Annotated in this window: 21 protein-coding genes; 2 read left to right on the top strand and 19 right to left on the bottom strand. The window is 66.5% G+C overall.

What is annotated here, in order from left to right; genetic code table 11:
* Window positions 1-5: 5 nt before the first annotated feature.
* From GGD90_RS13455 to gspG, 15 genes are all read right to left on the bottom strand, one after another.
* Complete coding sequence (locus GGD90_RS13455; protein ID WP_184415180.1) at window positions 6-1,613, bottom strand: ShlB/FhaC/HecB family hemolysin secretion/activation protein; 1,608 nt, start codon at window positions 1,611-1,613, stop codon at window positions 6-8.
* 186 nt (window positions 1,614-1,799) lie between these two features.
* The gene (locus GGD90_RS13450) at window positions 1,800-3,254 is read right to left on the bottom strand and encodes a hypothetical protein (RefSeq protein WP_153117423.1); all 1,455 of its coding nucleotides are present in this window, start codon (window positions 3,252-3,254) and stop codon (window positions 1,800-1,802) included.
* A 91-nt stretch (window positions 3,255-3,345) separates the two neighbouring features.
* A complete protein-coding gene (locus GGD90_RS17840; RefSeq protein WP_221227777.1) occupies window positions 3,346-4,203 on the bottom strand; it encodes a PEP-CTERM sorting domain-containing protein in 858 nt (285 codons plus the stop codon).
* A 175-nt stretch (window positions 4,204-4,378) separates the two neighbouring features.
* Window positions 4,379-5,197, bottom strand: coding sequence for an ankyrin repeat domain-containing protein (locus tag GGD90_RS13440; protein ID WP_153117424.1), 819 nt, complete (start codon window positions 5,195-5,197; stop codon window positions 4,379-4,381).
* Window positions 5,194-5,994 carry an XrtB/PEP-CTERM-associated transcriptional regulator EpsA gene (epsA, locus tag GGD90_RS13435; protein ID WP_153117425.1) on the bottom strand — a complete coding sequence of 267 codons (801 nt, stop codon included), beginning with the start codon at window positions 5,992-5,994 and terminating at the stop codon, window positions 5,194-5,196. Before epsA ends, GGD90_RS13440 begins: the two co-directional genes overlap by 4 nt.
* Window positions 5,995-6,167: 173 nt before the next feature.
* Complete coding sequence (locus GGD90_RS13430; protein WP_153117426.1) at window positions 6,168-6,749, bottom strand: type II secretion system protein; 582 nt, start codon at window positions 6,747-6,749, stop codon at window positions 6,168-6,170.
* Window positions 6,750-6,753: 4 nt separating this feature from the next.
* Complete coding sequence (locus GGD90_RS13425) at window positions 6,754-7,131, bottom strand: type IV pilin protein (RefSeq protein ID WP_153117427.1); 378 nt, start codon at window positions 7,129-7,131, stop codon at window positions 6,754-6,756.
* A 4-nt stretch (window positions 7,132-7,135) separates the two neighbouring features.
* Entirely contained in the window at window positions 7,136-7,618 is a 483-nt protein-coding gene (locus GGD90_RS13420) for a type II secretion system protein (protein WP_153117428.1), read from the bottom strand.
* A complete protein-coding gene (locus GGD90_RS13415; protein WP_153117429.1) occupies window positions 7,615-9,720 on the bottom strand; it encodes a secretin N-terminal domain-containing protein in 2,106 nt (701 codons plus the stop codon). Before GGD90_RS13415 ends, GGD90_RS13420 begins: the two co-directional genes overlap by 4 nt.
* Window positions 9,717-10,607, bottom strand: a complete 891-nt coding sequence (locus GGD90_RS13410) for a GspMb/PilO family protein (protein WP_153117430.1) — start codon at window positions 10,605-10,607, stop codon at window positions 9,717-9,719. Before GGD90_RS13410 ends, GGD90_RS13415 begins: the two co-directional genes overlap by 4 nt.
* The gene (locus GGD90_RS13405; RefSeq protein WP_153117431.1) at window positions 10,604-11,164 is read right to left on the bottom strand and encodes a PilN domain-containing protein; all 561 of its coding nucleotides are present in this window, start codon (window positions 11,162-11,164) and stop codon (window positions 10,604-10,606) included. The genes GGD90_RS13410 and GGD90_RS13405 overlap by 4 nt, the downstream gene beginning before the upstream one ends.
* A complete protein-coding gene (locus GGD90_RS13400; protein WP_153117432.1) occupies window positions 11,161-12,009 on the bottom strand; it encodes a hypothetical protein in 849 nt (282 codons plus the stop codon). Before GGD90_RS13400 ends, GGD90_RS13405 begins: the two co-directional genes overlap by 4 nt.
* A 1-nt stretch (window position 12,010) precedes the next feature.
* Window positions 12,011-13,681, bottom strand: coding sequence for a GspE/PulE family protein (locus GGD90_RS13395; protein WP_221227776.1), 1,671 nt, complete (start codon window positions 13,679-13,681; stop codon window positions 12,011-12,013).
* The gene (locus tag GGD90_RS13390) at window positions 13,678-14,862 is read right to left on the bottom strand and encodes a type II secretion system F family protein (RefSeq protein WP_153117433.1); all 1,185 of its coding nucleotides are present in this window, start codon (window positions 14,860-14,862) and stop codon (window positions 13,678-13,680) included. The genes GGD90_RS13395 and GGD90_RS13390 overlap by 4 nt, the downstream gene beginning before the upstream one ends.
* A 3-nt stretch (window positions 14,863-14,865) precedes the next feature.
* Window positions 14,866-15,291 (bottom strand): type II secretion system major pseudopilin GspG, encoded by a 426-nt coding sequence (gene gspG / locus GGD90_RS13385; protein ID WP_153117434.1) that lies wholly within the window; start codon window positions 15,289-15,291, stop codon window positions 14,866-14,868.
* 93 nt (window positions 15,292-15,384) lie between these two features.
* Between gspG and GGD90_RS13380 the strand changes: the two genes are divergently transcribed.
* Entirely contained in the window at window positions 15,385-15,825 is a 441-nt protein-coding gene (locus tag GGD90_RS13380) for a hypothetical protein (RefSeq protein ID WP_153117435.1), read from the top strand.
* Here the strand turns inward: GGD90_RS13380 and GGD90_RS13375 are convergent, their stop codons facing one another.
* Window positions 15,826-17,619, bottom strand: a complete 1,794-nt coding sequence (locus GGD90_RS13375; protein WP_184415178.1) for an EAL domain-containing protein — start codon at window positions 17,617-17,619, stop codon at window positions 15,826-15,828.
* Between the two features lie 355 nt (window positions 17,620-17,974).
* Between GGD90_RS13375 and GGD90_RS13370 the strand changes: the two genes are divergently transcribed.
* Window positions 17,975-19,807, top strand: a complete 1,833-nt coding sequence (locus GGD90_RS13370) for an EAL domain-containing protein (RefSeq protein WP_184415176.1) — start codon at window positions 17,975-17,977, stop codon at window positions 19,805-19,807.
* 83 nt (window positions 19,808-19,890) lie between these two features.
* Here the strand turns inward: GGD90_RS13370 and GGD90_RS13365 are convergent, their stop codons facing one another.
* From GGD90_RS13365 to GGD90_RS13355, 3 genes are all read right to left on the bottom strand, one after another.
* On the bottom strand, window positions 19,891-20,226 hold the full coding sequence (locus tag GGD90_RS13365) for a DUF3301 domain-containing protein (protein ID WP_153117438.1): 336 nt from the start codon (window positions 20,224-20,226) through the stop codon (window positions 19,891-19,893).
* A gap of 100 nt (window positions 20,227-20,326) precedes the next feature.
* Window positions 20,327-20,854: a CIA30 family protein gene (locus tag GGD90_RS13360; protein ID WP_153117439.1), complete on the bottom strand. Its 528-nt coding sequence runs from the start codon at window positions 20,852-20,854 to the stop codon at window positions 20,327-20,329.
* 103 nt (window positions 20,855-20,957) lie between these two features.
* Complete coding sequence (locus GGD90_RS13355; RefSeq protein ID WP_153117440.1) at window positions 20,958-22,355, bottom strand: sigma-54 interaction domain-containing protein; 1,398 nt, start codon at window positions 22,353-22,355, stop codon at window positions 20,958-20,960.
* Window positions 22,356-22,363: the final 8 nt, after the last annotated feature.

Genomic DNA, 22,363 nt, shown 5'->3' with positions numbered 1-22,363 from the left:
TTTGTTCAGAACTGCAGCTTGAGCGAGAGGAAAACCCTCCCGTCATTGCGTTCGGTGTTCTTCGTTGCCATCTGCGGCAGCGCCCACTCGATGCGTCCGCTCAGCTGCTTGCTTTCGGCGCGCAGGCCGATGCCGAAGCTGCCCATGCCGACGCTGCTTTTTTCACCGGGCAGCGAGTCGATCAGCCAGACCTGGCCGCGCTCTGCAAAGCCGAGCCCCTTGATGCCGACGCTGCCCAGCCAGGCGACGACCGGGCTGCCGAGTTCGAGGCGGAGCAGGGCGCCGTTGTCGCCGAACTGCTCGTATTCGTAATAGCCGCGCACCGAGTCGCTGCCGCCGATGCCGAACTGCTCCTGCGAAACGAGCGGTCCGTTCGCCACTTGCGCGTCGCCGCGCACGCGCAGGTTCCAGTCGCCGAACAGCGGCCGGCGATGCTCGGCGCCAAAGCGCCAGCTCATGAAGTTGGGACGGGCGTTGTAACGCTTGCAGGCGAACTGGTCGGCTTCGAAGCCGTCGCAATCGACGCGGTGTTCGCCGAGCGCACGCGCACCGAGGGTCATGGTGGCGTCGAAGGAGTTGCTGATGCCGTCGCCCGAGTCGAACTGCGTCAGGTCGTAGCGCGCCGAGAATGTGCCGTAGCGCAGGGAACGCGGAACGACGAGTCCGCTCTGTGTCATGTCATCCTTGTTGTCCTTGAGGTCGGCGCCGACGCTGAGGCCGTGCGCGAAGGCGCCGCCGCGCGTCGGCAGCGCGAGTCGGTAGCGCGCGCCGAACGAGGTGCCCTTGACCACCGTGCTGCCGCCGATTCCCGACGGTGTGTTGCTGTTCGAGTGCGTGATGAAGGCGTAGGCGTAGTCGCCCGAGGCGAAAGGAACGCCGTAGTTGGCGGTGACGATGTCGGCGTGGTCGGTGTTGCGCGGCGCGACGATCCAGTTCAGGCCGAGCGAATGTCCGCGCTGGAACAGGTTGTCGTAGCGCAGTGCCGCTTCGGCGCGGCCTTCGACGGTGTTCACGCTCTGCTTGTTGTTGGCTTCCAGCGAAGCATGCAGCGGCAACCCGTCGTCGACCTTCAGTTCGACTTCGAGCTTGCCCGGCGCCTTGCCCGGGCGCAGCAGTGGCGTCACGCGCCGGTCGGGCTGGCGGCCAAGCGCGGCGAGCTCGCTCTGCACCTCGTCGAACTGCGGCACATTGCCCTGCGCCAGGCTCGGCACGCCTTCGCGGATGCGGCTCGGCAAGTGGTACTGCGCGCCGCTGACGCGCAGCTTCTCGACGCTGCCCTCGACCACGCGCAGCCGGATTTCGCCGGCATTGACGCGCTGTTCGGGCAATTCGACGCTGACCGTCAGGTAGCCCTCGTCCTGGTAGGCCTTCTCGAGCGCGGCGCGCGCCTGCTCGACTTCGCGTAGCGATAGTTGCGGACCGAGGAAAGGGTAGACCGCGCGCTCGATCGCTGGCGGCGAGAGCACGCTGTTGCCGTCGACGACGTATTCGAAAACGTCGAAACGAGGGGCTTCAGTGCTTGCCGGCGGCAGGTCGGCGGCATGCACGGCGGGCAGCGCCAGCAGCAGTGCCAGCGTCGCGGAAAGTACAGAGAAGCGATATGGGTCGATCATGAGTGGGTCCGGAGCTCGTCGCTCCATGAAGAAACGGTGAGCGTGGGCAGGACTGATGCGCCATGGCGCGCGAAATGAATGCAACAGCCCCTCCCGTCACGGGGAAGGGCTGTTGCGGGTATTGCGGGCAGGATGGCCTGCAATTTCAGGCCGTCAGCCTTTTGCTGCCGGTCCGGCTATACCGGATTAAAACGCTTGCAGCGGCTGGCAGGAACTCGGCGACGAGCCGCCACGAACCAGCTTGCCGACTTCGGCGCCATCGTAGGCGTAGCCGCTGGGGTTGACGGGGCTGATGAACAGGCCGACCGTCGTCGGGCCATCGTCGGCAAGCTTCAAGGCCATCTTGTCGGCGATTGCGTCGATCAGCGCGGCTTCGTCGGTGCTGGTCTTACCTTCCGGTCCCTTGTAGCCGACCGGTTCGAAGAAGAACGGATAGTCGCCCTTGATCGCGGTCTTCTTGTTCAGGCCGGTCGCCGTGCCATCGGAAATCGCTGCCCCGTCAACTTTGATGAAGCGCCAGGCGTCGGTACCCATCGTGACCGGGGCTCGGTTCTCGGCGGAGACGATGCCGAAGTAGTAGTTGGTCGCGGTTGCGAGCGCGTTGAGTACGTTCCCAGTGCCCGAATTGTTGGTCACGATGAACTTGCCACCGTTATAGGAGGGGCCGGGAGCGACGACGTCGAGTTCGCCGCCAGCCGGGCCGTTGGCGCAGCCCTTGCTCAGGAAGAACACCTGCGCCGAGGTCTGCGTTCCGGAGGTCACGGGGCGCTTAAGGTAGGTGATCGGCGTGCCGGCGGTCAGGCCGAGCGCCGAGGCGTTCTTCTTCTCGGCGGTGGACAGATTGCTGCTGATCAGCGCGCGGATTTGCAAGCTGCTCAGCGAAGGCTGGCAATCGGGAAGCGGGTTGCCGAGATCGCAGGTGCCGGATTCGTTGGGGGAACTGTCGCTGGTATCGCCGTCGCCGTTGATGTCGGTCGGCGTGCTGATCGCCTTGCCGACGATTCCCTGCGCGGTCTGCAGATCCTTGTACATCCTGTTGTTGACGGCGACGCCGAAGGCCTGCGCGACGCCGGTGGTTTTGGCGCTCACATCACCGATCGTGAAACCGTCGGCGTCAGCGTCGAGCCCTTCGACCAGACCGATTGCCGGGCCGTATTCGACGTCGGAGAAACCGCCGTTCGACGCCGCCTTCGTATCGAGGCCGCAGTTGGCCTTGACCGAGTAGCCGGCGAGGGCGCCGGTGCCGGCGTTGGCGCTGGCATCGCAGCCCGAAAACGACATCGGCTGCTGTTGATAAAAAGCGCCGTCCGGTGCCTTGTTGGTCGTGCTCGACGACATGCCGAGGATCGAGTTCAGCGAGCCGCCGGTCGTCGTGTGCAGCACCGTCGTGATCGAAGTGCCGGCCATGGGCTCGGTGCACACGTAGGCCATCTGGTTGGCCAGCGAAGAAACACCCGATCCGTTCTTGTAGACGGTCAGGGCGCCGCCAGCATCGCCACACAGCTTCTTGATCGAAGCGGCGACGTTGTTGCGGATCGCCGAGGCGCCGGTGATGTAGAGGTTGGTTTCATTGTCGGTGTAGGCATTGGCGGCGCCGGCGGACATCGCGGCGAGGGCGAGAGCGAGGTATTTGACTTTCATGGGATTTTCCTTGAGGGGGGTCGAAGGCAGGCGAGCCCCGGCGGCGCCGGGGACTCGTCAGTACAGGTGTGGATCGAAGGCGGGAGCGAAATCAGACGCGGTTGCCGAGGCGGCGGCGCGCCATGAAGCCGAGCATGCCGAGGCCGGCGAGCAGCATCGCGTAGCTTTCGGGTTCGGGAACCGGAACCGTGTAAGTCAGCACGCCAGCGGAGTAGCTGAACTTCGCTGCCTGGAACGGACTACCGGCGCCGAACTGGGTCACACCGGCGTACCTGTCATCAACGATGTTGCTGTTGTCGACCAGGTAGAAGGACTGGTCGACGCCTTCGTTGGCGGCGACCTTGAACGCGGCCTTGCCCTGGAAATTGAGCTGGGTGCCAAACTTGTAGCTGGCGCCGACGAAATTGATCGCCGTTCCGTTCAGCGCCGTGCTCGCATCGCCGTCCGCTTTCTGGTTCGCCGGGATGTACAAGGAGTTGGCCAACGAAAAACTGGACATATTGTTTTGCTGTTGGGTCTTGATCGTGCTCAAGGTGGACGTCGAGGTGACCAGATAGCCATAGTCGCCGGGAACGTCACCGGAAGAGACCGAATCACCACCATAGACGCCCCACTGCACCTTGTCGGAGCCAGCCAGCGTGCCAGCGTTCTGGAAGGCAGTGAAGGCGCTCGACCAGCTGCCGGCCGTTTGCGAAACGCCATTGACCGTCAGCGAGTTGGTGTTGAAGTTCCAGACGATCTTGGTACCGGCGGTCGCGGCGACGGTCTTGAAGTCCTCGTAGTTGTAGAGCAGGTCGATGAAGGTCGACGACTTGTTGGTGCCGGTGTTGTCGATTGCAAAGAAGCCGAGCGAGCTGTTGCCCGAGGCGAAATCCTCAAACGCGGCGTTGGCGCCGCCGGCGACGACCATCGCCGCGGCGGCGGCGATCATCTTGAGTTTGAAATTCATGCTTGATTCTCCTGAAGGTTGGGTTGGGTACTGCAGGCCCGCCACTTGCACGAGTCCTGACTCGCACTTTGCATGGCCCGCTTTACGTCCTTGGTATTTCAGGTTTCAGCTTTTCGTAGTCGTTTAGCACTACGTCCGCGGCGAACGGACCATGCCCGCGGCGGCGCCCGGCAACTCAGAAGTCGGTCGACATGGCGCCGGGGTTGGCGCCGCTGGCCAGCAGCAGGTCGGTGCTCTGCCGCTGCTGCCGGTAGATCGCCCAGAACAGCGCCGGACGGCCGCTGCGGTCGGGGAATTCGGCTGCGGCGCCGTTTTTGAGCAGCAGGTCGACGATTTCGCCGCGGCCGTCGCGCGCCGCCAGCGCCAGCGCGTGCAGGCCGTCGCGGTCGTAGCGTTCGAGGTCGGGCTTTGCCGCCAGCAGCACGCGCACGACGTCGACGCGGTTCATGAGCACGGCGTCGAGCAGCGGCGTGTTGCCGTGCGCGCTTTTCCGGTCGATGTCGGCGCCGGCCTTGAGCAGCAGCCGGGTCAGCGCCACATTGCCGGCCAGTGCGGCGAGCGACAGCGGTGCCATGCCGTCGGCGCCGCGCAGGTCGGCGTCGGCGCCGGCGTTGAGCAACTGCCGGACGAGTTCGAGACGGCCGGCGCGCACCGCCAGCGGCAGCGCGCGTTCGCCGCGCAGATCGGCGGCGTTGACCAGCACGCCGTCCTTGAGCAGGGCTTTCACGCGCGCAAGATCGCCGGCGCGCACGGCGGCGAGCAGTGCGTCGGTTTCGCCGTTGATTTCAATCGCGTTCGGCGCGTTTTGCGGCAGGCCGGCGAGAAACACCGGCGGCAGATCGCTGCCGTGTCGGGTTTGCGGCGCAATGCTGCGGCCGTCCCGCAGCCAGTCGAGGTCGGGCGTCGAGTCGTCAGCACTGGCGTTGCTGGCGAGTATTGCCAGCAGCAGCGGCGCCAGGCGGCAGAGGATGGCGGGGCGGCGGGGCGGCTTCATGCGTTGAGTCCGGCGGCGGAGTCGAGCAGGCGCAGCGAAATGCCGCGCGAGACGGCGTGCGCACGGTTCTGCACGTTGAGCTTGCGGTAAATGCGCTGCACATGGTTTTTCACGGTCAGCGGGCTGATGCCGAGCGCCGAGCCGATGTCCTGGTTGCTCTTTCCCTGCTGCACCAGGCGCAGGATTTCGACTTCGCGCGCGGTGATCAGCCGGTTGCCGGTGCCGATGCGCGGTTCGTTCACGCTGCTGCTCGGCGTCAGCAGGCGCAGCAGCGCGATCTGCAGGTGCGGCAGCATCAGTTCGAGCAGGTAGGCGTGGCGTTGCGTCGGGCCTTCCTTGAGGTCGAAGAGAACGAATACGCAGATGCTGCCGAACAGGTAGTCCGAGGCGCAGACCATGGCGTTGCGCAGTCCCCAGCGGCGGAAGTCGGCGCCCAGTTCCAGCTGCTGCGGCTCGTCGCCGCAGGCGAGGATCAGCGGGCTGCCGTGCTCGCCACACAGGCGCGCCAGGCGGACGGCGATGCCGTTGGCCGGATGGCAGATGACTTCCTGCCGTTCTTCGTCGAGCAGGCAGCTGTTGAAGCACTCCATCTGCAGCACGTGGCCGTCGTCGTCGAGGCGCAGGCAGATGAGCAGTTCGTGCGGCAGGATTCCGTGCAGCTGACCCTGCGCCCAGAGAAAGAACTGATGGCGCTTGCGCACATACAGCCCGGACTCGATGGCGCGAACGAGATATTCCCGCTCGCGCTCGGAGAGCATGACCAGATTCTTTTCGGGTGACGCGAGCAGCAGGTTCATGTCACGTGTCGGCGCACTGTCGCAGCAGGTAAGGCCGTGGCGGCCGGGTGCTGCGGACAAGGGATGGCGTGAGGCTGATTTGGCATGGCGGGTAACCTGTCGGGTCTGGCAAGGGCGAAAAAGCGTAAATGAAAGTTAAACGCCGACTGTTACGTTGAAGCTATGCCGCTGCCCTAGCGAGTTAGCCCGTTAGGACTATCGGCGGCGCCCGTGCCGGCCGATGCCGCGCCAGTGCTCGCGCTGGTGCTCGCCGGGCTGATCGCGCCGCGGCCAAACAGCCAGTCGGCATAGGTTTTACCGCCGCGCAACGCATTGTCGCGGGCAAGGAAGCCGTCGCTCTTCAGCGGTGCCTGCGTCGAGCGGCTGTGCAGGCCGACGATGCGGCCGCCCTCGCGCACCAGCACCCAGTCAAAGCGGCCGGTCACCGGGTCGGCGTAGAGCTGGCGCAGGTAGCGCCGCGTGTCGGGAAAGCGCGGGTCGCGCAGCAGGTCTTCCAGCCTAGCCGGACCGCGCAGATCGGTGCCGGGCAGCGCTTCGTCATAGCGGCGCAAGGCTTCGCGATACTGGTTGCCGACGAAGAGCAGCTCGGCCTCGCGTTCGCGCTGCGCCAGCGTCGTCCAGCTTTCGGCGGCGATACCGGTGAGCAGGCCCATCGCGGCGACGGCAAAAAGCAGCAGCAGATAGGTGTAGCCACGCTGGCGCGCGCGGCGCGCTCCTCGCATCACGCTGTGCACCGGCGCGTTTCGCGGCGGCATCAACTCACCACTCGCTGTAGGCGCTGCCGTCAAGGCCGTTGCCTTCGGCGCCGCTCTTCACGTCCCAGACGCGGCCGGCTCCGTTGGCCGGCGGTGGCGGCACGATCACCCAGGTTTCGGCGCTGTCGGTCAATGGGTCGACGGGAACGGCGCGCAGGTAGCGCTTGACCGCGAGGTCTTCGAGCGTTTCCGGGTAGGCGCTGGTGTCGCCGTGAAACTTGTCGATGGCGTCGCGCATCACCGCCAGCGACTGGCGCAGCGTCGCTTCGCGCGCGCGCTCAAGGTGATTGAAGTAGCGCGGTGCGGCGATGCTTAGCAGCAGCGCGACGATGGCCATCACCACCATCAGTTCGATCAGCGTGAAGGCGCGCTGTTTCTTCATGCGCTCACCACTGGCGGTAGGGAATGCCGTTGAGACCGCGCCCTTCGGCCAGCGAATGGACGTCGAAAACGTCGTCGCCGGGCGCCGGGTTGTCGGGCGCACTGGCGTAGCTGCGTTTGCCCCAGGTTTCGGCCGCCGGCAGGCTCGGGTCGGCGTTGAACGGGTCGCGCGGCAGGCGGCGCAGGAAATAGATTTTGGCGAGGTCGGGGCGGCGAATGTCCTCGACACCGTTTTCCAGCACTTCCAGCCTTGGCGGATAGCCCGAGGCGTCGGCGCGCAGCTGGATGCGGCCTTCCTCGCCGGCGCGCTTGTAGGCGTCGATGCCCTCGCGGATCTGCCGCAAGGCGCTGCGCAGTTCGGCTTCCTTGCTGCGCTGGATCGTCGTTTCGGCCAGCGGCAGCGCCATCGTCGCGAGCACGCTGACGATGGCGACGGTGACCACCAGTTCGATCAGCGTGAAACCGGACGCGTGTCGCCGCTGTTTCACTGCGGCGGGCTTTCGTTGGCGGCGCCCGGCGCCGGGTTGGCGGCTGGCGGCGCCGGGTTGATCGGGTCGCCGGCATTGACGAAGGGCGGTGGCGCGTTGACCTTGATCTCGTCGGGCGGCGACAGCGCTTCCGGCGGCGGCAGTCCGGGCGTGTTGTCGGCCGGCGCTTCGGGCGCTGCCGGCGGCTGGCCGGCGTCGCCGGTGGGCGCTGCTGCCGCTGGCGCGGGAGCGGCATTGCGGCTCATGCCGACGCCCAGACTGCGCGGCGCCGACGGGCTGATGCGCAGCGCTGGCGCACCGACATTGCTTTCGGTGCCGGCGGCCAGTGCCGGGTCGCTCCTTTGCGGCGGCGTCAGGTTGCGCATGATGCGCGGCGTGATCAGCAACACGATCTCGGTCTTGTTGCTGCTGTCCTTGTTGCTGGCAAACAGCCGGCCGAGCAGCGGCACGTCGCCGAATCCGGGCAGCTTGGCGGCGCTGTTGCGCTCCTCGTTGCTGATCAGACCGGCGAGCACCTGCGTTTCACCGTTGCGCAGACGCAGCGAGGTGGCGGCGCTGCGCGTGCCGATCTGGTAGGCGGTCGAGTTCGACGGGCCGGCGATTTCCTTGACCACGCTGCTCACTTCGAGGCCGACCTTGATCGCCACCTCGTCTTCCATATGCACGACGGGCTCGACATCGAGCTTGAGGCCGACGTCGATGTACGACACCGACGCGGCAACGCCGACGTTGGCGGTGGCGGTGGTGGTGAACACCGGCAGCTTGTCGCCGATGTGGATCTTTGCCTTCTCGTGGCTCTTGACGCGGATACGCGGGTTGGCGAGCAGCTTGCTGTCGCCGCCGTTCGACTTGAGGTTGAGCAGCAGGCCGGGATTGGCGACGAAGGTCGTCAGCCCGACACGGCTGCGCAGATCGATGTTGCCAGGAGCGAGAACGCCGCCGAAGGTGGTCGTCTGGCTGATGGTGACACCGCTGGTGTCGGTGACTTTGTTGACCACATCCGGCGTGATCTTGCCGTAGCCGATCTGGTCAGGGAAATCGAGACCAAGCTCGTAGAGCTGGCTGCGGCTGATTTCAAGCACTTCGAGGTCGAGCATCACTTCCGGCTCGGCCAGATCGAGCGACTCGATCAGGCGCTCGGCGAGTTTCACCACTTCCGGCGTGTCCTTGATGACCACCAGTCCGAGGCGCTCGTCGATGAACATGTCCTTGGCCTTGAGCACGTTCTTCAGCATCGTCTGCGCCTGCTTGGCGTCGCCGTTGGCGAGGAAGAAGCTGCGCACGACCATTTCCTGGTGTTCCTTGGCCTTGGCCGCGGTCTTCGGGTAGATGAGCAGCGAGTTTTCGTTGAGCTGCTTGCTCTCCAGCTGGTTGGTGGCGAGGATCAGGCGGACGATTTCATCGACGTTGCTGTTGCGGATGAAGATGGTGACCTTGGTGTCCGAACGCACGTCCTTGTCGAAGACGAAGTTGATCCCCGACGAGCGCGCCAGCACCTCGAAGACGGCCTTCAGCGCCACATCGCGGAATTCGAGCGAAATCGGCTTGGGTGCCGGCGATTTCGGCGCCAATGCCTTGGCTTCTTCCCGCGCCTGCCTTTCCTGCACGGCACGCAGCAGCGCGCGTGCGCCGCCGTGCGCCGGTGCTTCGGCGAGGACGGTGCGCGCGTTGCGTTCGGCGAGCGCCGGCTTGTCCTTGGCCAGTGCCGCTTCGCCTTCGCTGACCAGCGTGTTGCGCCGGCGGTCGGCGGCGATGGCGGCGAGGCCGCTGGCGGCACGGGCGTTCTTCTCGTCGAAACGCTGCACGCGCCGGTAGAGCGCTTCGGCCTCTTCCTCGCGACCACTGCTGCGCGCGCCGTCGGCGCTGGCCAGCAGCTGCGCGCTGGCAAGGTCACGCTGGCGATGGAAAGCGGCGCGCAGCTCGATGTCGTCGGGCGAGCGTTGCGTCGCTTCGAGCAGGCGCTGCATCGCGGCGTCGGTATTGCCGCTGGCCATCAGCTGGCGGCTGGCTTCGATCGCCGGGTGGCTGGCACAGCCGGCGAGCAGGCTCGCGGCAAGCACGGCGGCAACAAGCAGGCGTGCGGCCCGGGGCGGCTTGGTCAATCGTCACCTCCAAAAATCATGGTCTGTTTTTCCTGTAGCGGGCGGTAAACGAACACGGCCGAACTCTTGTCGATACGTTCGATGTCGTAATTGCCGAGGTGGTCGCCCTGCTTGACGAGGATCGTCTTGTTGCTCTGGTTCAGGAATATCTTCAGTCCGTCTTCTTCCATCAGCCGGCCGGCAAACTTGAAGGGCAGCGGCGGCGCGGTCGGTGCCGGTATGGGTGGTGGCGGCGGTGGTGGCGGTTGCCAGGAGCGGGCGGCGAAGAGTTGCGGCGCGTCGACGGCGCTCGCCGCGAGTTCGCTGCGCTCGGGCAGGGTGCTTTCGCCCGACTGGCCCGAGGTGGCCGCGCTGCGCAGGTAAAGCGTCAGCTGTACACGGCCGGCGAGCGGCTCGCCTTCGGCGTTGTCGCGATGCAGCGAGAGCTCGTCGACCGCCAGTGCCGGCTGGGTGTCGACGACCGCTGCCAGCCAGTGGCGCAGCGGCGTCCACGCGGCCTTGACCGGCAGGGCGATCTCGTAGCGCGTGAATTCGCCTTCCTGGCGCGCGCGATACTCGGCGACGGCGGTGCTCAAACCGTCGGCGGCCGCCGCCTGATGGATGACGCCGAGCGCGTGTTCGAGCGTGTCGCGCGCCGGCAGCGCGGCGAGCACGCTGTCGGCGTCGGTGGCGGTGGTGTTCACCACCGGCGGCAGGCTGCGCGCCTTGGCGATCTTCGCGCGCAGTTCGCCGATCTGCTGCTCGGCCGGCTCGACATAGGCGTAATGCATGGCCAGCGCGCCGGCGAACAGCGCCAGCCCGGCCAGCGCCGGCCAGCCGGCACGGCGCAGCAGATAGCGCAGCTGTGCGGCGAGCGGCACACGGGGCCTTGCCGGCGGCCTGCTCATCGGGCGCCATCCCGTGCTTCGGGCCAGCTGGCGGCGACCGTGAAGGCGATGACGCTGACGGCACCGACCGTGCGTGCCTCGTGGCCGAGCAGGAAAACGTCCTGCAGATGCTTGCTCTCGCGCAGGCGTTCGACGAAGGCGAGCATGTCGTCGATGCTTTTCGCCTCGCCAGTCAGACGCAGGTGCCGGCTGCGCGCGTCGGCGTCGACGCCAAGTAGCGCTACCGGCAATCCCGACGCGCTCTCGAGTTCGCCGAGCAGCGTATGCCAGGGGGCTTTCAGTTGCGGCAGGATCTTGCCGGCTGGGCCGCTGGCGCTGGCGGCGGTGTTGGCACTGCGTCCTGGGGCGACGGCGGCGGTTTTCACCGGCTGGTGCGCGGCGATGGCGCGCGTCAGGCTGCGCAGGCGCGCTTCGGCAGACGCCCGCTGCTCTTCCTTGTCGTCGAGGTCGAAGCTGACGGCGGCGAGCGTGGCAGCGCCGGCGAGAAAGAGGACAAAGCCGACGACGCCGATCTGACGGCGCGGCGCGGCGACAAAATCGATGGCGAGCGGCGTCATGCGGCGCTTTCGCGTTGGCTGTTCGCCGCCGCTGCCGGCAACCAGGGCAGGGCGGCACCGAGCGGGCTGACGGCGGCGCCGGGCAGCGTCGTCACGCACTCGCCGGCGCCGTCGCCGCAGAGCAGCAGACGGGCGGCATCGGTGGCGACGCCCGCGGCAAGGGCGCTGCGCGCCATCAGACCGGCGATCGCCTCGCCAGCGGCGTGGTCCGCGGGATCGATGCTTTCGCTGTGCAGCGCCAGCCAGCGCCGGTCGTGCAGCAGCCCGAGACTGAGGTGGGCCTTGTCGAGCAGGCCGAACCAGACGACACCCCGCGGCAGCTTCTTGCGCCAGTGATCGGCAGCGGCAGCGAAGAGCGGCCGGACGCTCTCCAGCCGGCAGCCATGTTGTGCAGCGAGCGCGCGCAGCCCGTCGAGCAGTTCCTTGTCGATGGCGCAGACCGGCGTTGCTTCGCCGGGCGGACGTTCGGCGCAGCTCACCTGCCAGTGGCGCGCCGTGTCGCCGTAGATTTCACGCAGGCGCAGCCGCGCCAGCGCATCGACTTCGACCGGCGAGGCGATTTCCGCCTGCCAGGGCAGCAGCAGCCAGCGCGCGTATTGCCCGGCGAGAACGATGTGCAGGCGCGGCGCGACGGCCGTCGCCAGCGCCCGCGGCAGGCGGCTGCCGGGGTGGCGCGGCGCTTCGGCGTGCAGTGCGCGATCAAGCGCGGCGAGTGCGGCGTACCAGGACGGTGCGTCGGGATCGGGGGAGACGGCGAGGCGGCAGCTGCCGGTGCGCCGGCGCAGGACGATTTCGTCCGGCGCCAGATGCGCGTCGATGCGTTCGGGGAGCAGCGTGCCGTTCATCTCAGGCCACCACGCGGTCGAGTTCGGCGAGGCTGGTCTGGCCGCGCCGCACCAGATCGAGTCCGGCTTCGCGCAACAGGCGCGTGCCCTTGCGCCTTGCCGCCTCCTTGATCTGGCGCACGGGTTCGCGCGCCGAGATCATTTCACGCAGCAGGTCGTCGAGGATCAGCACTTCGGCGATGGCGCGACGTCCCTTGAAGCCGGTGCCGCGGCACTGGGCGCAGCCGCGGCCACGACGGAAGTCGAAGCCGCTGATGTCGTCGACGCCGGCCTGGTCGAGCAGTTGCCGTGACGGCTGTTCGGCCTCGACGCAGTGCGGGCAGTTGATGCGCACCAGCCGCTGCGCGACGACGCCGTTGAGCGCGGCGACCAGACTGTAGGGATCGACGCCCATGTGCGTGAAGCGGCCGAGCACGTCGAAGGCGTTGTTGGCGTGCACGGTGGTGAACACCAGGTGGCCGGTGAGCGCCGCCTGCACGGCGATGGTCGCCGTTTCGCCGTCGCGGATTTCGCCGACCATGATCTTGTCCGGGTCGTGGCGCAGGATCGAACGCAGGCCGCGCGCGAAGGTGAGGCCCTTCTTCTCGTTGACCGGAATCTGCAGGATGCCGGGCAGCTGGTATTCGACCGGGTCTTCGATGGTGACGATCTTGTCGTGGCCGTGATTGATTTCGCCGATGGCGGCGTAGAGCGTCGTCGTCTTGCCGCTGCCGGTGGGCCCCGTCACCAGCAGCATGCCGTAGGGCTCGTTCGACAGCTGGCGCAGCGAGGCCAGCGTTGCGCCCTCGTAGCCGAGCGTTTCCAGGCGCAGACCGCTGACGCTGTCGCTGATGCGCTGCCGGTCGAGGATACGCAGCACCGCGTCTTCGCCGTGGATGCTCGGCATGATCGAGACGCGCACGTCGATGCGCCGGCCGCCGCCGAGGATGCGGAAACGTCCGTCCTGCGGCACGCGGCGCTCGGCGATGTCGAGCTCGGCGAGCACCTTGATGCGCGAGATGACCTGCTCGGCCGTCTCCGTCCCCTGGACGCCGCCGACACTGACCAGCACGCCGTCGATGCGGTACTTGATGAAGATGCCGCCGGGCGCGGTTTCCAGGTGGATGTCGCTGGCGCCGGCTTTCAGCGCGTCATACAAGGTCGAATTGACCAGACGGACGATCGGGCTGGCGTCCTCGCCGATGCTCTTCAGCGAAATTTCCTCGCCGCCGCTGTCGTCGTCGGCGTTGCCGGCGTCGGAGACGATGTCGTCCATGGCGTGCAGCGATTCCTCGTAAGAGGCGAGGAAGGCGCTGATGTCGCCCCGGTGCGCCAGACGCAGCGCCAGCGGCCGGCCGGCACGTTGCCGCGCCCAGTCGGCGACGGCAAAATCGAATGGATCGGCGATGGCCAGCAGCAACTGGCCGTCGGCGCCTTCGAGGGGGACGCAGCCGCGTTGCAGCGCGTCGCCGAAGGGGATGTGCGCAAAGCCGGCCGGCAGCGATTGCAGTTCGGCCAGCGTCAGCACCGGCAGGCGCACACTCGCGCCGAGGCGGCGGCAGAAATCGGCGGGCGCGAGGCCGCTGACCGCTTCGAGCGCATCGACCAGTGACTCGTCGCGGCTGCGCGCGGCGGCGATCTCCTCGGCGCTGAAGGGCTGCGCCATGCTGGCGGGAACGCGTGGATCGTTCATCGGATGCTGTCCGCCAGCTGGAAGATCGGCAGGTACATGAAGACGACGATGACGCCGATGACCACGCCCATGAACAGCATCAGCACCGGCCCGAACAGGCGCGTCGCCCAGTCGGCCCAGCGCGACATTTCCTCGTCGTGGAAGGCGGCGGCGCGTTCCATCATCTCGCCCATGTTGCCGGCGCGTTCGCCGACACGCAGCATGCGCAGCGCCACCGGCGTGCTCAGTCCTTCCTGCTCGAAAGCGACGGAAAGCGCGATGCCTTCGGTGATCTTGATGCGCGCGCGCTCAAGCGCCGTCGCCAGCTTCGCCGAGAGCAGCCCGGAAACCATGCGCATCGCCTGCGGCGTCGGGATGCCGCCGCGCAGCAGCATGCCCAGCGTGCGGTAGGCGCGCGCCAGCTGGAAGACGCGCAGGCGCTCGCCAAGCGCCGGGATGCGCCAGGCAATGCGTTCGCCGAGGCGGCCGAGTGCGCTGCGACCGGGGCCGCTGAACAGCGTGGCGACGGCGACGCTGGCAGCGACGAGGAGCAGCGGCCAGGCGTTCTCGACGAAGCTGCCCGATTCGAGCAGCAGGCGCGAGATCCACGGCAGTTCGCCGCCGAAGTCTTCGTAGATGTGCGCAAAGCGCGGCACGACGAAGCCCATCAGGAAAAGGATGACGAGACCGCCGACGCCGACCAGCAGCAGCGGATAGATCGCCGCGCTGGTGAGGCGGCCGCGCAGGTTTTCGAGTTGCGTGGCGTAGGCGGCGTAGCGCGAGAGTGCTTCATCGAGGCCGCTGGTGCGCTCGCTGGCACGGATGGCGGCGATGAACAGCACCGGAAAGGAGGCGGCCGAGGCTTCCAGCGCCGCCGACAGCGTCTTGCCTTCGCGCAGCGCACCATGCACGCCGTCGAGCACGCCGCGCACCCAGGGCCGCGATTCCTTTTCGAGCAGGGCTTCGACGGCTTCCAGTACGGAAATGCCCGAGCGCAGCAGGGCGAGCAGTTCCTGCGCGAAGAGCAGAACGGGAAACTGGCCGCTGCTGCGCGACAGGCCAAGGCTCAGGCCACGGCTGACCGAGAGCACGGTGCAGCCGAGCGCTTCGGCGCGACGCGTGGCGTCGGCGGGGTTGCTGGCGTCGAGCCGCAGGCAGGTGACGCCGCGTCCCGGCTGGACGGCCTTGATCCGGTACTCCATGGCTCACCAGTTGGTGATGTCCTCGGCTTCGCCGCTGCCGCCCGGCTGGCCGTCCTTGCCGTAGGAGAGCAGGTCGAATTCGCCGTGTTCGCCCGGCGATTTGTAGACGTAGGGGTTGCCCCAGGGATCGGGCGGAATGCCCTTCTTCAGGTAGGGGCCGGACCAGCGCGTGAGGCCGGAGGGACGTTCGATGAGCGCGGCCAGTCCCTGTTCGCTGCTCGGATAGCGGCCGACGTCAAGGCGGTACTGGTCAAGCGATTTTTCCAGCGAGTCGATCTGCGCGCGCGCCACCTTGGTTTCCGACTTGCCGATCTGCGCGAAGAAACGCGGCGCGACAAGACCGGCAAGCATGCCGATGATGACCATGACGACCAGCAGTTCGAGCAGCGTGAAGCCGTGTTGCGAGGGATGAAGCGCGCGTTTTTTCATGGGTCGCAAGTGGGTATCCGGTGGGATGGGATGAACGGTTTCTGCAGCCGGCGAGTCTAGGCGGCGTATGTGACATGACGGTGAAGTCGGCTGATGCGGACGCTCAGGCGGACTAGTCTGTTCGGACTATGCCGGGAGCGCCGGCCGGCGCTTGCCGTCGTCGCCGAAAAGACATGGCCGCGCAATCTGTTCGCCATCGTCATGACATCAAGCCTTGCCATCATCCGCGCTGCTCATTGCGCCGGGATTGAAGCCATGGATCGTGAATCGATGATTGACCTGCTGGTTCTTGACTGCTTTGAAAAACTGTCCGCGTCGCGGCATGGCGTCTGGCTGCTGGGCATCCTGCGCGATGGTTTCGCCGGCTTTGCCGCGCTCAGCGACGACGAACTGCGGGCCGAAGTGCGCCGGCGCGGGCTCGACATCGAGCCGCTCGACGATCCGGCGAAAGATGGCGACGACTGGGAGTTTCCCGACGCCGATCCCGATCTGGTGCTCGCCCTGGCGGCGTCGGCGAGCTTCGAGGACGCCTGATCAGCGGCGATCCGCCTTGCCCGGATCGTCGCTGCCGCGGCCGGTGTCCCTCTCGCTCTCGTCGTCGTGGTAGGCGCGCTGATTGACGTAAAGGCTGTTGCCGGCGATGGCCTTGGCCTTCTTCTTGACCTCGGTTGCCACGCGGGCAACGCTCAGATGGCTGGCGAACATGCCGGGAAGCGCTTCGACGATACCGATCGATAGCGAAGTGACCGAATGGAATTCGGGTTGTCCCTTGCGGTTTTCGGTGACGTAGCCGCCGAGTTCCAGATCGTCGTCGCTGAAGAAGCCGCGGATCTCCTGCGCAAAGCGCGCCAGCGCCTGTTCGCAGCGACCGCGCCAGTCTTCGCTGCGAAAGACGAGGATGAAGTCGTCGCCGCCGATGTGGCCGAGGAAGTCGCGCTGCTCATCGCAGCTGTCGGCGAGGATGCGGCCGCACAGGCGGATGACGGCGTCGCCCTTGGCGTAGTCATAGACGTCGTTGAAGGGCTTGAAGTTGTCGAGGTCGCAGTAGCCGATCGCGCACCATTCGCCGTTGCCGAGCAGGCTGTCGATATGCTTGTTGATCGGCACGTTGCCCGGCAGTTCGGTCAGCGGATTGGCATAGCGCGCGGCTTCCATCTGCATTGCCGTCACCTCGCGCATCAGGTCGCGCGCCGAGCCGACACCGAGGTAGCGGCCACCGCTGACGATGATGAAGCCACTCACCAGGTGACGCGGATGCGCGTGCACGATCAGTTCGGAGAGTTCTTGCAGCGACAGCCCGATATCGACGATCAGCGGGTCTTCGTCCATGAAGCGGGTGCAGGGCTTGCGGCCATAAACTTCCTGCCGGAACGGTCGCGCCATGTTTTCGACCATGTCGAAACGCGAAATGAGGCCGACTGGCCGCTCGTCGCGCAGCACCGCGATGGCCTGCGTTTCCTTGTCGCGTTCGAAGCGCATGAAGACGCTGACCGCACTGTCGCTGACCCTGGCCGGCGGCGTGGCAACGAGCAGGCGCTCGAGAACCGGCAGTTCGCAGCTGCCGCCCGGCAGTCCGCAGTTGCCGTGTTCGCGCATCAGCTTGCTGGCGGCCGCGGAGACGATGGTCGACGGCAGGGCGTTGTCACGACCGATGAAATCGCCGGCGGCATGCGTGATACCGAGCGCGACCACCGAGCGCCAGGCGGCCAGACTGTCGACGGCGCTCAGCAGAACCTGCCGCCCTCGGTCGCGCTCGCGGGCGATCAGCGCCGCGAAGCGCGACTGGCTCAGCGCCGGCATTTCCAGATCGGCGATGGCGCGCGCGTCAGCGATGACCAGCTCGGGAGCGACGAGCGACCACAGCCGCTGCTCGCTGTAATCACAGCCAAGACCGTGTGCCGCCACGCCAAAGCCCACGCTGCGTGCCGCCTGCAGCCAGCGCAGCGTCGCCTCCGGCGCCGCCGACGCCGGCGTGCAGCCGGCATGGACGAACATGATCTGCGTACTCGCCAGCCCGTGACTGTCGAGAATTGGCAGCAGGAGTTCGGTCAGATCAAGCAGGTGGCAATCGTCTTCCCAGCCACGCAGCGACAGCAGCAGGGTGCCCGGTTTGCCTGCCTCGGCGTAGCGGCGCACCGCGCCGGCAAAAAAGGCGCCGGCAAGCGCCGGCAGCTGCCCGGCTGCGCGCGCCACCGCCACCAGCCGCTGCGGCGAGTGCGGCAGCGAATGCGTTGCCGGGCTGATGCTCGCGATATGTCCCCAGATGCCGCAGCGGGCGAGTTCGGCAACGGGCCGGAAGCGCACGCACAGATCGCCGGCTGCCAGCATCTGTTGCAGATCGCTGTGGCAGGCGGCACATTCCGGCGACGAACAGGCCCTCGAGGGCAAAGACGCGGCGGGGGATAAGTCGGGAGTGGGGGAAGTGGGGGACATGAGGCAGCGGCATTCAATCCGGGAACAATGCACGCGCCGCATGATGGCCTTGTTACAGCGCGGACTATGCGCTGCCGCCGCCCATGATTTCATGGGCTTTTCACGCGGCTTTCGCGGCTGCAGACGGCGACCGTCACATCTTCTTAATGTTTCTCACGCACCATGGCCCGTCGCCATTTTTTGTGCCGAAGGCGCCTGCGCGCCGGCTTTATGCCATTGTACGCGGGCTCACCTTGCCGGCCTGATGCTCATGTCAAGTCATCTCCCCGAGCCAGCGGTCGCCAGCGGCGAGTCGCCGCAGCGGCAGTTCGTTTTCATCAGCGACGGTCGTCTGCAGGAGGCTCCGACGGTACGCCACCTGCTCAACTTCCTGTCGCCGCTGCGCGCGGAAACGCCGTGCCAGAAGGTGCTCGAGCGCTTTCTTGCGCAGCCGGACCTGTATGCACTGCCGGTGATCGACAAGGAGTCTCGGCCGATCGGGCTGGTTGATCGCCGCAGCTTCATCGAGTTCTTCAGCAAGCAATACAGCCGCGAGATATTCGGCCGGCGGGCGATCGTCGAACTCGATTCCTATGACGAATATGAAAGCGCCAATCCGCTGATCGTCGAGGATTCGTGCAGCGTCGAGGATGTGGCGCAGATGATCATCGATGCCGGCATGCAGCACATGGTCACCGGTTTCATCGTCGTCAGCGGCGGCAATTATCTCGGCGTCGCCAACGGCCACGATCTGCTCAACATCATCACGCAGCGCAAACAGGCCGAATTGCACTATCTCGCGCATTACGATCATCTGACCGGCCTGCCCAACCGCATGCTGCTTGCCGATCGTCTGGAGCGTGCCTGCCGTGACGCCGAGCGCAAGAACAGCCTCGTCGCCGTGCTCTTCATCGATATCGACCGTTTCAAGCAGATCAACGATTCGCTGGGTCACAGCGTCGGCGACGCGGTGCTGCGCAAGGTGGTCGAACGGCTAAAGCTGTCGGCGCGGCGCGCTGATACGGTGGCCCGCCTCGGCGGCGACGAGTTCGTCATCCTCATGGAGAGCCTCGACGATCAGGCCGATGTCGATCTCGTCGCCCAGCGTGTGGTCGAGGCGATGCGCGCGCCGATCGAGGTCTTCGGTCATTCGCTGGTGGCAACGGTCAGTGTCGGCAGTTCGCTCTATCCGGCCGACGATACGGAAATCAGTCCCTTGCTGGCCAAGGCCGATGCTGCAATGTACGAGGCGAAAGCCAGAGGCCGCAACGGTTTCCGCCGCTATGCGGCAGGCACGGCGATGTACAACCCGGCGCGCATCGCCCTCGAAAACGACTTGCGCAAGGCCATCGACGGCGACGAACTGGTGCTTTTCTTCCAGCCACAGGTCGATCTGGTGACGCAGGAGATTCGCGGCGTCGAGGCGCTGGTGCGCTGGCGCCATCCGCAGCGCGGGCTGGTGTCGCCGATCCATTTCATCCCCGTCGCCGAGGAAAGCGGGCTGATCGTGCCGCTCGGCAACTGGGTGCTCTGCGCCGCGTTGCACCAGCTCAGGCAATGGCAGATGCAGGAGCGTCTGCCGGTGCGCGTGTCGATCAATATCTCGGCGCTGCAGCTGCGCCAGGGCGGTTTTGCCCGCTATCTTGCCGAGCAGATCGAGGCATATGCGATCGATCCCTGCCTGATCGAACTCGAACTGACCGAAAGTGTGCTGATGCACAACGTCGAGGGGGTCCTGCAGACGCTGCACGAGATCAAGGCGCTCGGCGTCAGTCTGGCCATTGACGATTTCGGCACCGGATTTTCCAGTCTGAGCTACCTGCGCCGCTTTCCGATCGACCGCCTGAAGATCGACCAGTCCTTCGTCCGCGACATCGAGCGCACGCCGACCAACGAGTCGATCGCCCGCGCGATTGTTGCGCTGGCCAACAGTCTGTCGCTCGACATCGTTGCCGAGGGCATCGAAACGCCGGCAGAGAAGAGCGTGCTCGAACACATGCGCTGCTCCGAGGGGCAGGGCTATCTGTTCGCCAAACCGCTGCCGGCCGAGGAAATCGTCAACTGGCTCGGCGTCAGTCGCAAGGAACTGCTGCTCAGCTACTGAAACGCCAAGGCTTCGGCGACGGCCGGTGGCGCAGCGACCGGGCGAGCTCGCCTCCGTTTACCGCTGCGCGCCAGGCAGGGCGCTCAGTCGATGGGCAACTCGCTGACGCTGACCAGGCGCGGGCCGAGGTCGATCGCGATCAGCTCGCGGCCGAGCAGACGGGCGCCACCGCGACGCCGGTTGTTGCCGGTATCGCTGAACTCGAAGACATAGTCGCGTTGCAGCTGCAGGCGACCTGCATCGTCACGCGCGAAACGCATTCTGCCAACCGCGACGGTATCGTCGAGCAACTGCAGCGAACGCAGCGCGCAAGCGTTGCGTACCTCGTAAAGGCAGGCTTCACGTGCACGCAGCGTGTCGATCCATAGCCAAGCGACACCGCCAAGCAGGATCAGGGCACTCAGTTCAGCCCAGGGCATCACGCGAGTCTCCGCCGTTTTCCAGCGCCGCTGGCATGCGGGACGGTCAGAGTCGCTGCCGGATGGAGACGCTGATGCCAGTGCTGATCATCATCCACTTTCATGTCTGCGTTGCTCCGGAATATGCGCTCAATGCACGCAGCTCAAGGCGGAACGGCCCCGGCAGCCGGCCATCGGTCATCAGGCCGAAACCGTGGACGTTCGCCGGGTCAAGCGCCGGCGCGGCAGCGAGCGTTCGGCCACGACGGCGGGCGACAAAAGCGGCAAAGGGCAGGTCGATGCTTTGCCATTCACCCGGCGCGGCTGTGAAGCTGCCCTGATAGAGAATGCCGTCGAAGCCTGCGTCGATGAGCAGGGAGAGCTTGTACGGACGCCCGTCGCCGCGCACGCCGAGGCGCAGGCCATCATAGGCCGAAAGATCGCGCTGACCGGGCTGACAGCGAACCGAGGCAAAGCCGCCGCCATTCGCAAGTGAAACGCTGCCGCAGAAGACCGCGCCGCCGCTTGCATCGGGCAGCAGGGTGCCGGACGAGAGACCTCCCATCACGCGATCGCCGATGGCTTGCCAGAGCCCGATGCTGGCCGGGTCGGCAAAGTCGATGAGCAGCGTACTGGTGGTCTTGTCCATGTCACCGATTGTCGCCCAGAGCAACGCCGGCCGGAAACGTTCTTTTGCTGCCGGCCGGCAGCGCCTGGTGCTGCGAGCAAGTGTAGCGTGCGCCGGCAAGTCGTCAGCCGCGCAGGGCGCTCAGCCGCCGGTAGAGCGTTCGTTCGCTGATGCCGAGGCTTTCCGCCAGCGCGCGGCGCGATGCGCCGGATTGGCGCGGGAGCAGGGCGGCGCGTGCGATGGCCTCGGCTACCGTGTTTTCCCGGGTCGCGTTCATGCTGTTGTGGGCGAGCAGCGCCGCCAGCGGAAGCTCAGCCGCAGCTGTCGGCGAGGCCTCCCGATCGCCGGCCTTGGCGGCGAAATCCAGCGCCGGGCTGGCGCTGCCGTTGTTGCGTACTTCGTCAGCCAGATGCTGCGGCTGGATGGTGTCGCCGTCGCAGAGCAGGCTGGCGCGTTCGAGCAGGTTGCGCAGTTGGCGGACATTGCCGGGGTAGTCGTAGGCGAGCAGGAAGTCCATCGCGGCGTCCGAGATGCCGAGTTCGCGCTCGGGTGCGACGCGCTTGAGCAGCGCGGCAACGAGCAGCGGGATGTCGTCGCGTCGTTCGCGCAGCGCCGGCAGGCGGATCGGAAAGGTGTTAAGTCGGTAGTACAGATCCTGACGGAACTCGCCACGCTCGACGAGTCGCGCCAGCGGCTGGTGCGTCGCCGAAATCAGGCGGATGTCGGCGCGGCGCAGTTCGGTCGAGCCGACCCGGCGGAAAGCACCGGTTTCGAGCAGGCGCAGCAGCTTGACCTGCATGGTGAGCGGAATGTCGCCGAGTTCATCGAGGAAGAGGGTGCCGCCGGCCGCCGCTTCGACGAGGCCGATCTTGCGCTGTGCGGCGCCGGTGAAGGAGCCGCGTTCATGGCCGAAAAGCTCGCTCTCGAACAGTGATTCGGCAAGCCCCGAGCAGTCGACGGCGACAAACGGCCCTTTGGCGCGCCGGCTGGCCTCGTGGATGGCCTGCGCGACGAGTTCCTTGCCGACGCCCGACTCGCCTTGCAACAATACCGAGGCTTCCGCCGGCGCCACCCGGTAGACGAGTTCAAGCATGGCGCGGAAAGTCGGGGCACGACCGATCAGGCCACGCGAGTCTTCGAGTCCGCGGGCGGCCGGCAGCGGCTCGAGCTTTTCGACGAACCATGCAATCTCGCCGTCGGCATCGCGCACCGGCGACAACTCGATGTTCTCGTATTTTTCGCCGGCGGGCGTGTGGTGCAGGTGCAGCACGCGTTCGCGCTGGCCGGATTTGAGGCTGCGCGCCAGCGGACACGATTCGCCGGATTGGTCGCAGGGCGCGGAATAGCGGTGCGAGACTTCGTAGCAGCTGCGTCCGGCAACGTCGTCACAGCTGCCGCAATTGGCACGGTACGCCGCATTGGCGGCAACGATGCGGTAATTGCGGTCACAGAGGATGTGCGGCTCGGGCAGGGTTTCGAGGAAGGAAACCAATTCGGGCAACTCCGGTCTTTCACCAGCCATGTCCTGTC

The organism is Rhodocyclus tenuis, assembly GCF_014197755.1.
In the GTDB taxonomy this organism is placed as follows: domain Bacteria; phylum Pseudomonadota; class Gammaproteobacteria; order Burkholderiales; family Rhodocyclaceae; genus Rhodocyclus; species Rhodocyclus tenuis.
This window is presented reverse-complemented; position numbering and strand designations above follow the sequence as displayed.

What these genes read in the sequence shown, in the direction of transcription:
- GGD90_RS13455 (WP_184415180.1), bottom strand. Translation starts at nt 1,613, where the DNA reads ATGATCGACCCATATCGCTTCTCTGTACTTTCCGCGACGCTGGCACTG.
- GGD90_RS13450 (WP_153117423.1), bottom strand. Translation starts at nt 3,254, where the DNA reads ATGAAAGTCAAATACCTCGCTCTCGCCCTCGCCGCGATGTCCGCCGGC.
- GGD90_RS17840 (WP_221227777.1), bottom strand. Translation starts at nt 4,203, where the DNA reads ATGAATTTCAAACTCAAGATGATCGCCGCCGCCGCGGCGATGGTCGTC.
- GGD90_RS13440 (WP_153117424.1), bottom strand. Translation starts at nt 5,197, where the DNA reads ATGAAGCCGCCCCGCCGCCCCGCCATCCTCTGCCGCCTGGCGCCGCTG.
- epsA (WP_153117425.1), bottom strand. Translation starts at nt 5,994, where the DNA reads ATGAACCTGCTGCTCGCGTCACCCGAAAAGAATCTGGTCATGCTCTCC.
- GGD90_RS13430 (WP_153117426.1), bottom strand. Translation starts at nt 6,749, where the DNA reads ATGCCGCCGCGAAACGCGCCGGTGCACAGCGTGATGCGAGGAGCGCGC.
- GGD90_RS13425 (WP_153117427.1), bottom strand. Translation starts at nt 7,131, where the DNA reads ATGAAGAAACAGCGCGCCTTCACGCTGATCGAACTGATGGTGGTGATG.
- GGD90_RS13410 (WP_153117430.1), bottom strand. Translation starts at nt 10,607, where the DNA reads ATGAGCAGGCCGCCGGCAAGGCCCCGTGTGCCGCTCGCCGCACAGCTG.
- GGD90_RS13405 (WP_153117431.1), bottom strand. Translation starts at nt 11,164, where the DNA reads ATGACGCCGCTCGCCATCGATTTTGTCGCCGCGCCGCGCCGTCAGATC.
- GGD90_RS13400 (WP_153117432.1), bottom strand. Translation starts at nt 12,009, where the DNA reads ATGAACGGCACGCTGCTCCCCGAACGCATCGACGCGCATCTGGCGCCG.
- GGD90_RS13395 (WP_221227776.1), bottom strand. Translation starts at nt 13,681, where the DNA reads ATGAACGATCCACGCGTTCCCGCCAGCATGGCGCAGCCCTTCAGCGCC.
- GGD90_RS13390 (WP_153117433.1), bottom strand. Translation starts at nt 14,862, where the DNA reads ATGGAGTACCGGATCAAGGCCGTCCAGCCGGGACGCGGCGTCACCTGC.
- gspG (WP_153117434.1), bottom strand. Translation starts at nt 15,291, where the DNA reads ATGAAAAAACGCGCGCTTCATCCCTCGCAACACGGCTTCACGCTGCTC.
- GGD90_RS13380 (WP_153117435.1), top strand. Translation starts at nt 15,385, where the DNA reads ATGCGGACGCTCAGGCGGACTAGTCTGTTCGGACTATGCCGGGAGCGC.
- GGD90_RS13375 (WP_184415178.1), bottom strand. Translation starts at nt 17,619, where the DNA reads ATGCTGGCAGCCGGCGATCTGTGCGTGCGCTTCCGGCCCGTTGCCGAA.
- GGD90_RS13370 (WP_184415176.1), top strand. Translation starts at nt 17,975, where the DNA reads ATGTCAAGTCATCTCCCCGAGCCAGCGGTCGCCAGCGGCGAGTCGCCG.
- GGD90_RS13365 (WP_153117438.1), bottom strand. Translation starts at nt 20,226, where the DNA reads ATGCCCTGGGCTGAACTGAGTGCCCTGATCCTGCTTGGCGGTGTCGCT.
- GGD90_RS13360 (WP_153117439.1), bottom strand. Translation starts at nt 20,854, where the DNA reads ATGGACAAGACCACCAGTACGCTGCTCATCGACTTTGCCGACCCGGCC.
- GGD90_RS13355 (WP_153117440.1), bottom strand. Translation starts at nt 22,355, where the DNA reads ATGGCTGGTGAAAGACCGGAGTTGCCCGAATTGGTTTCCTTCCTCGAA.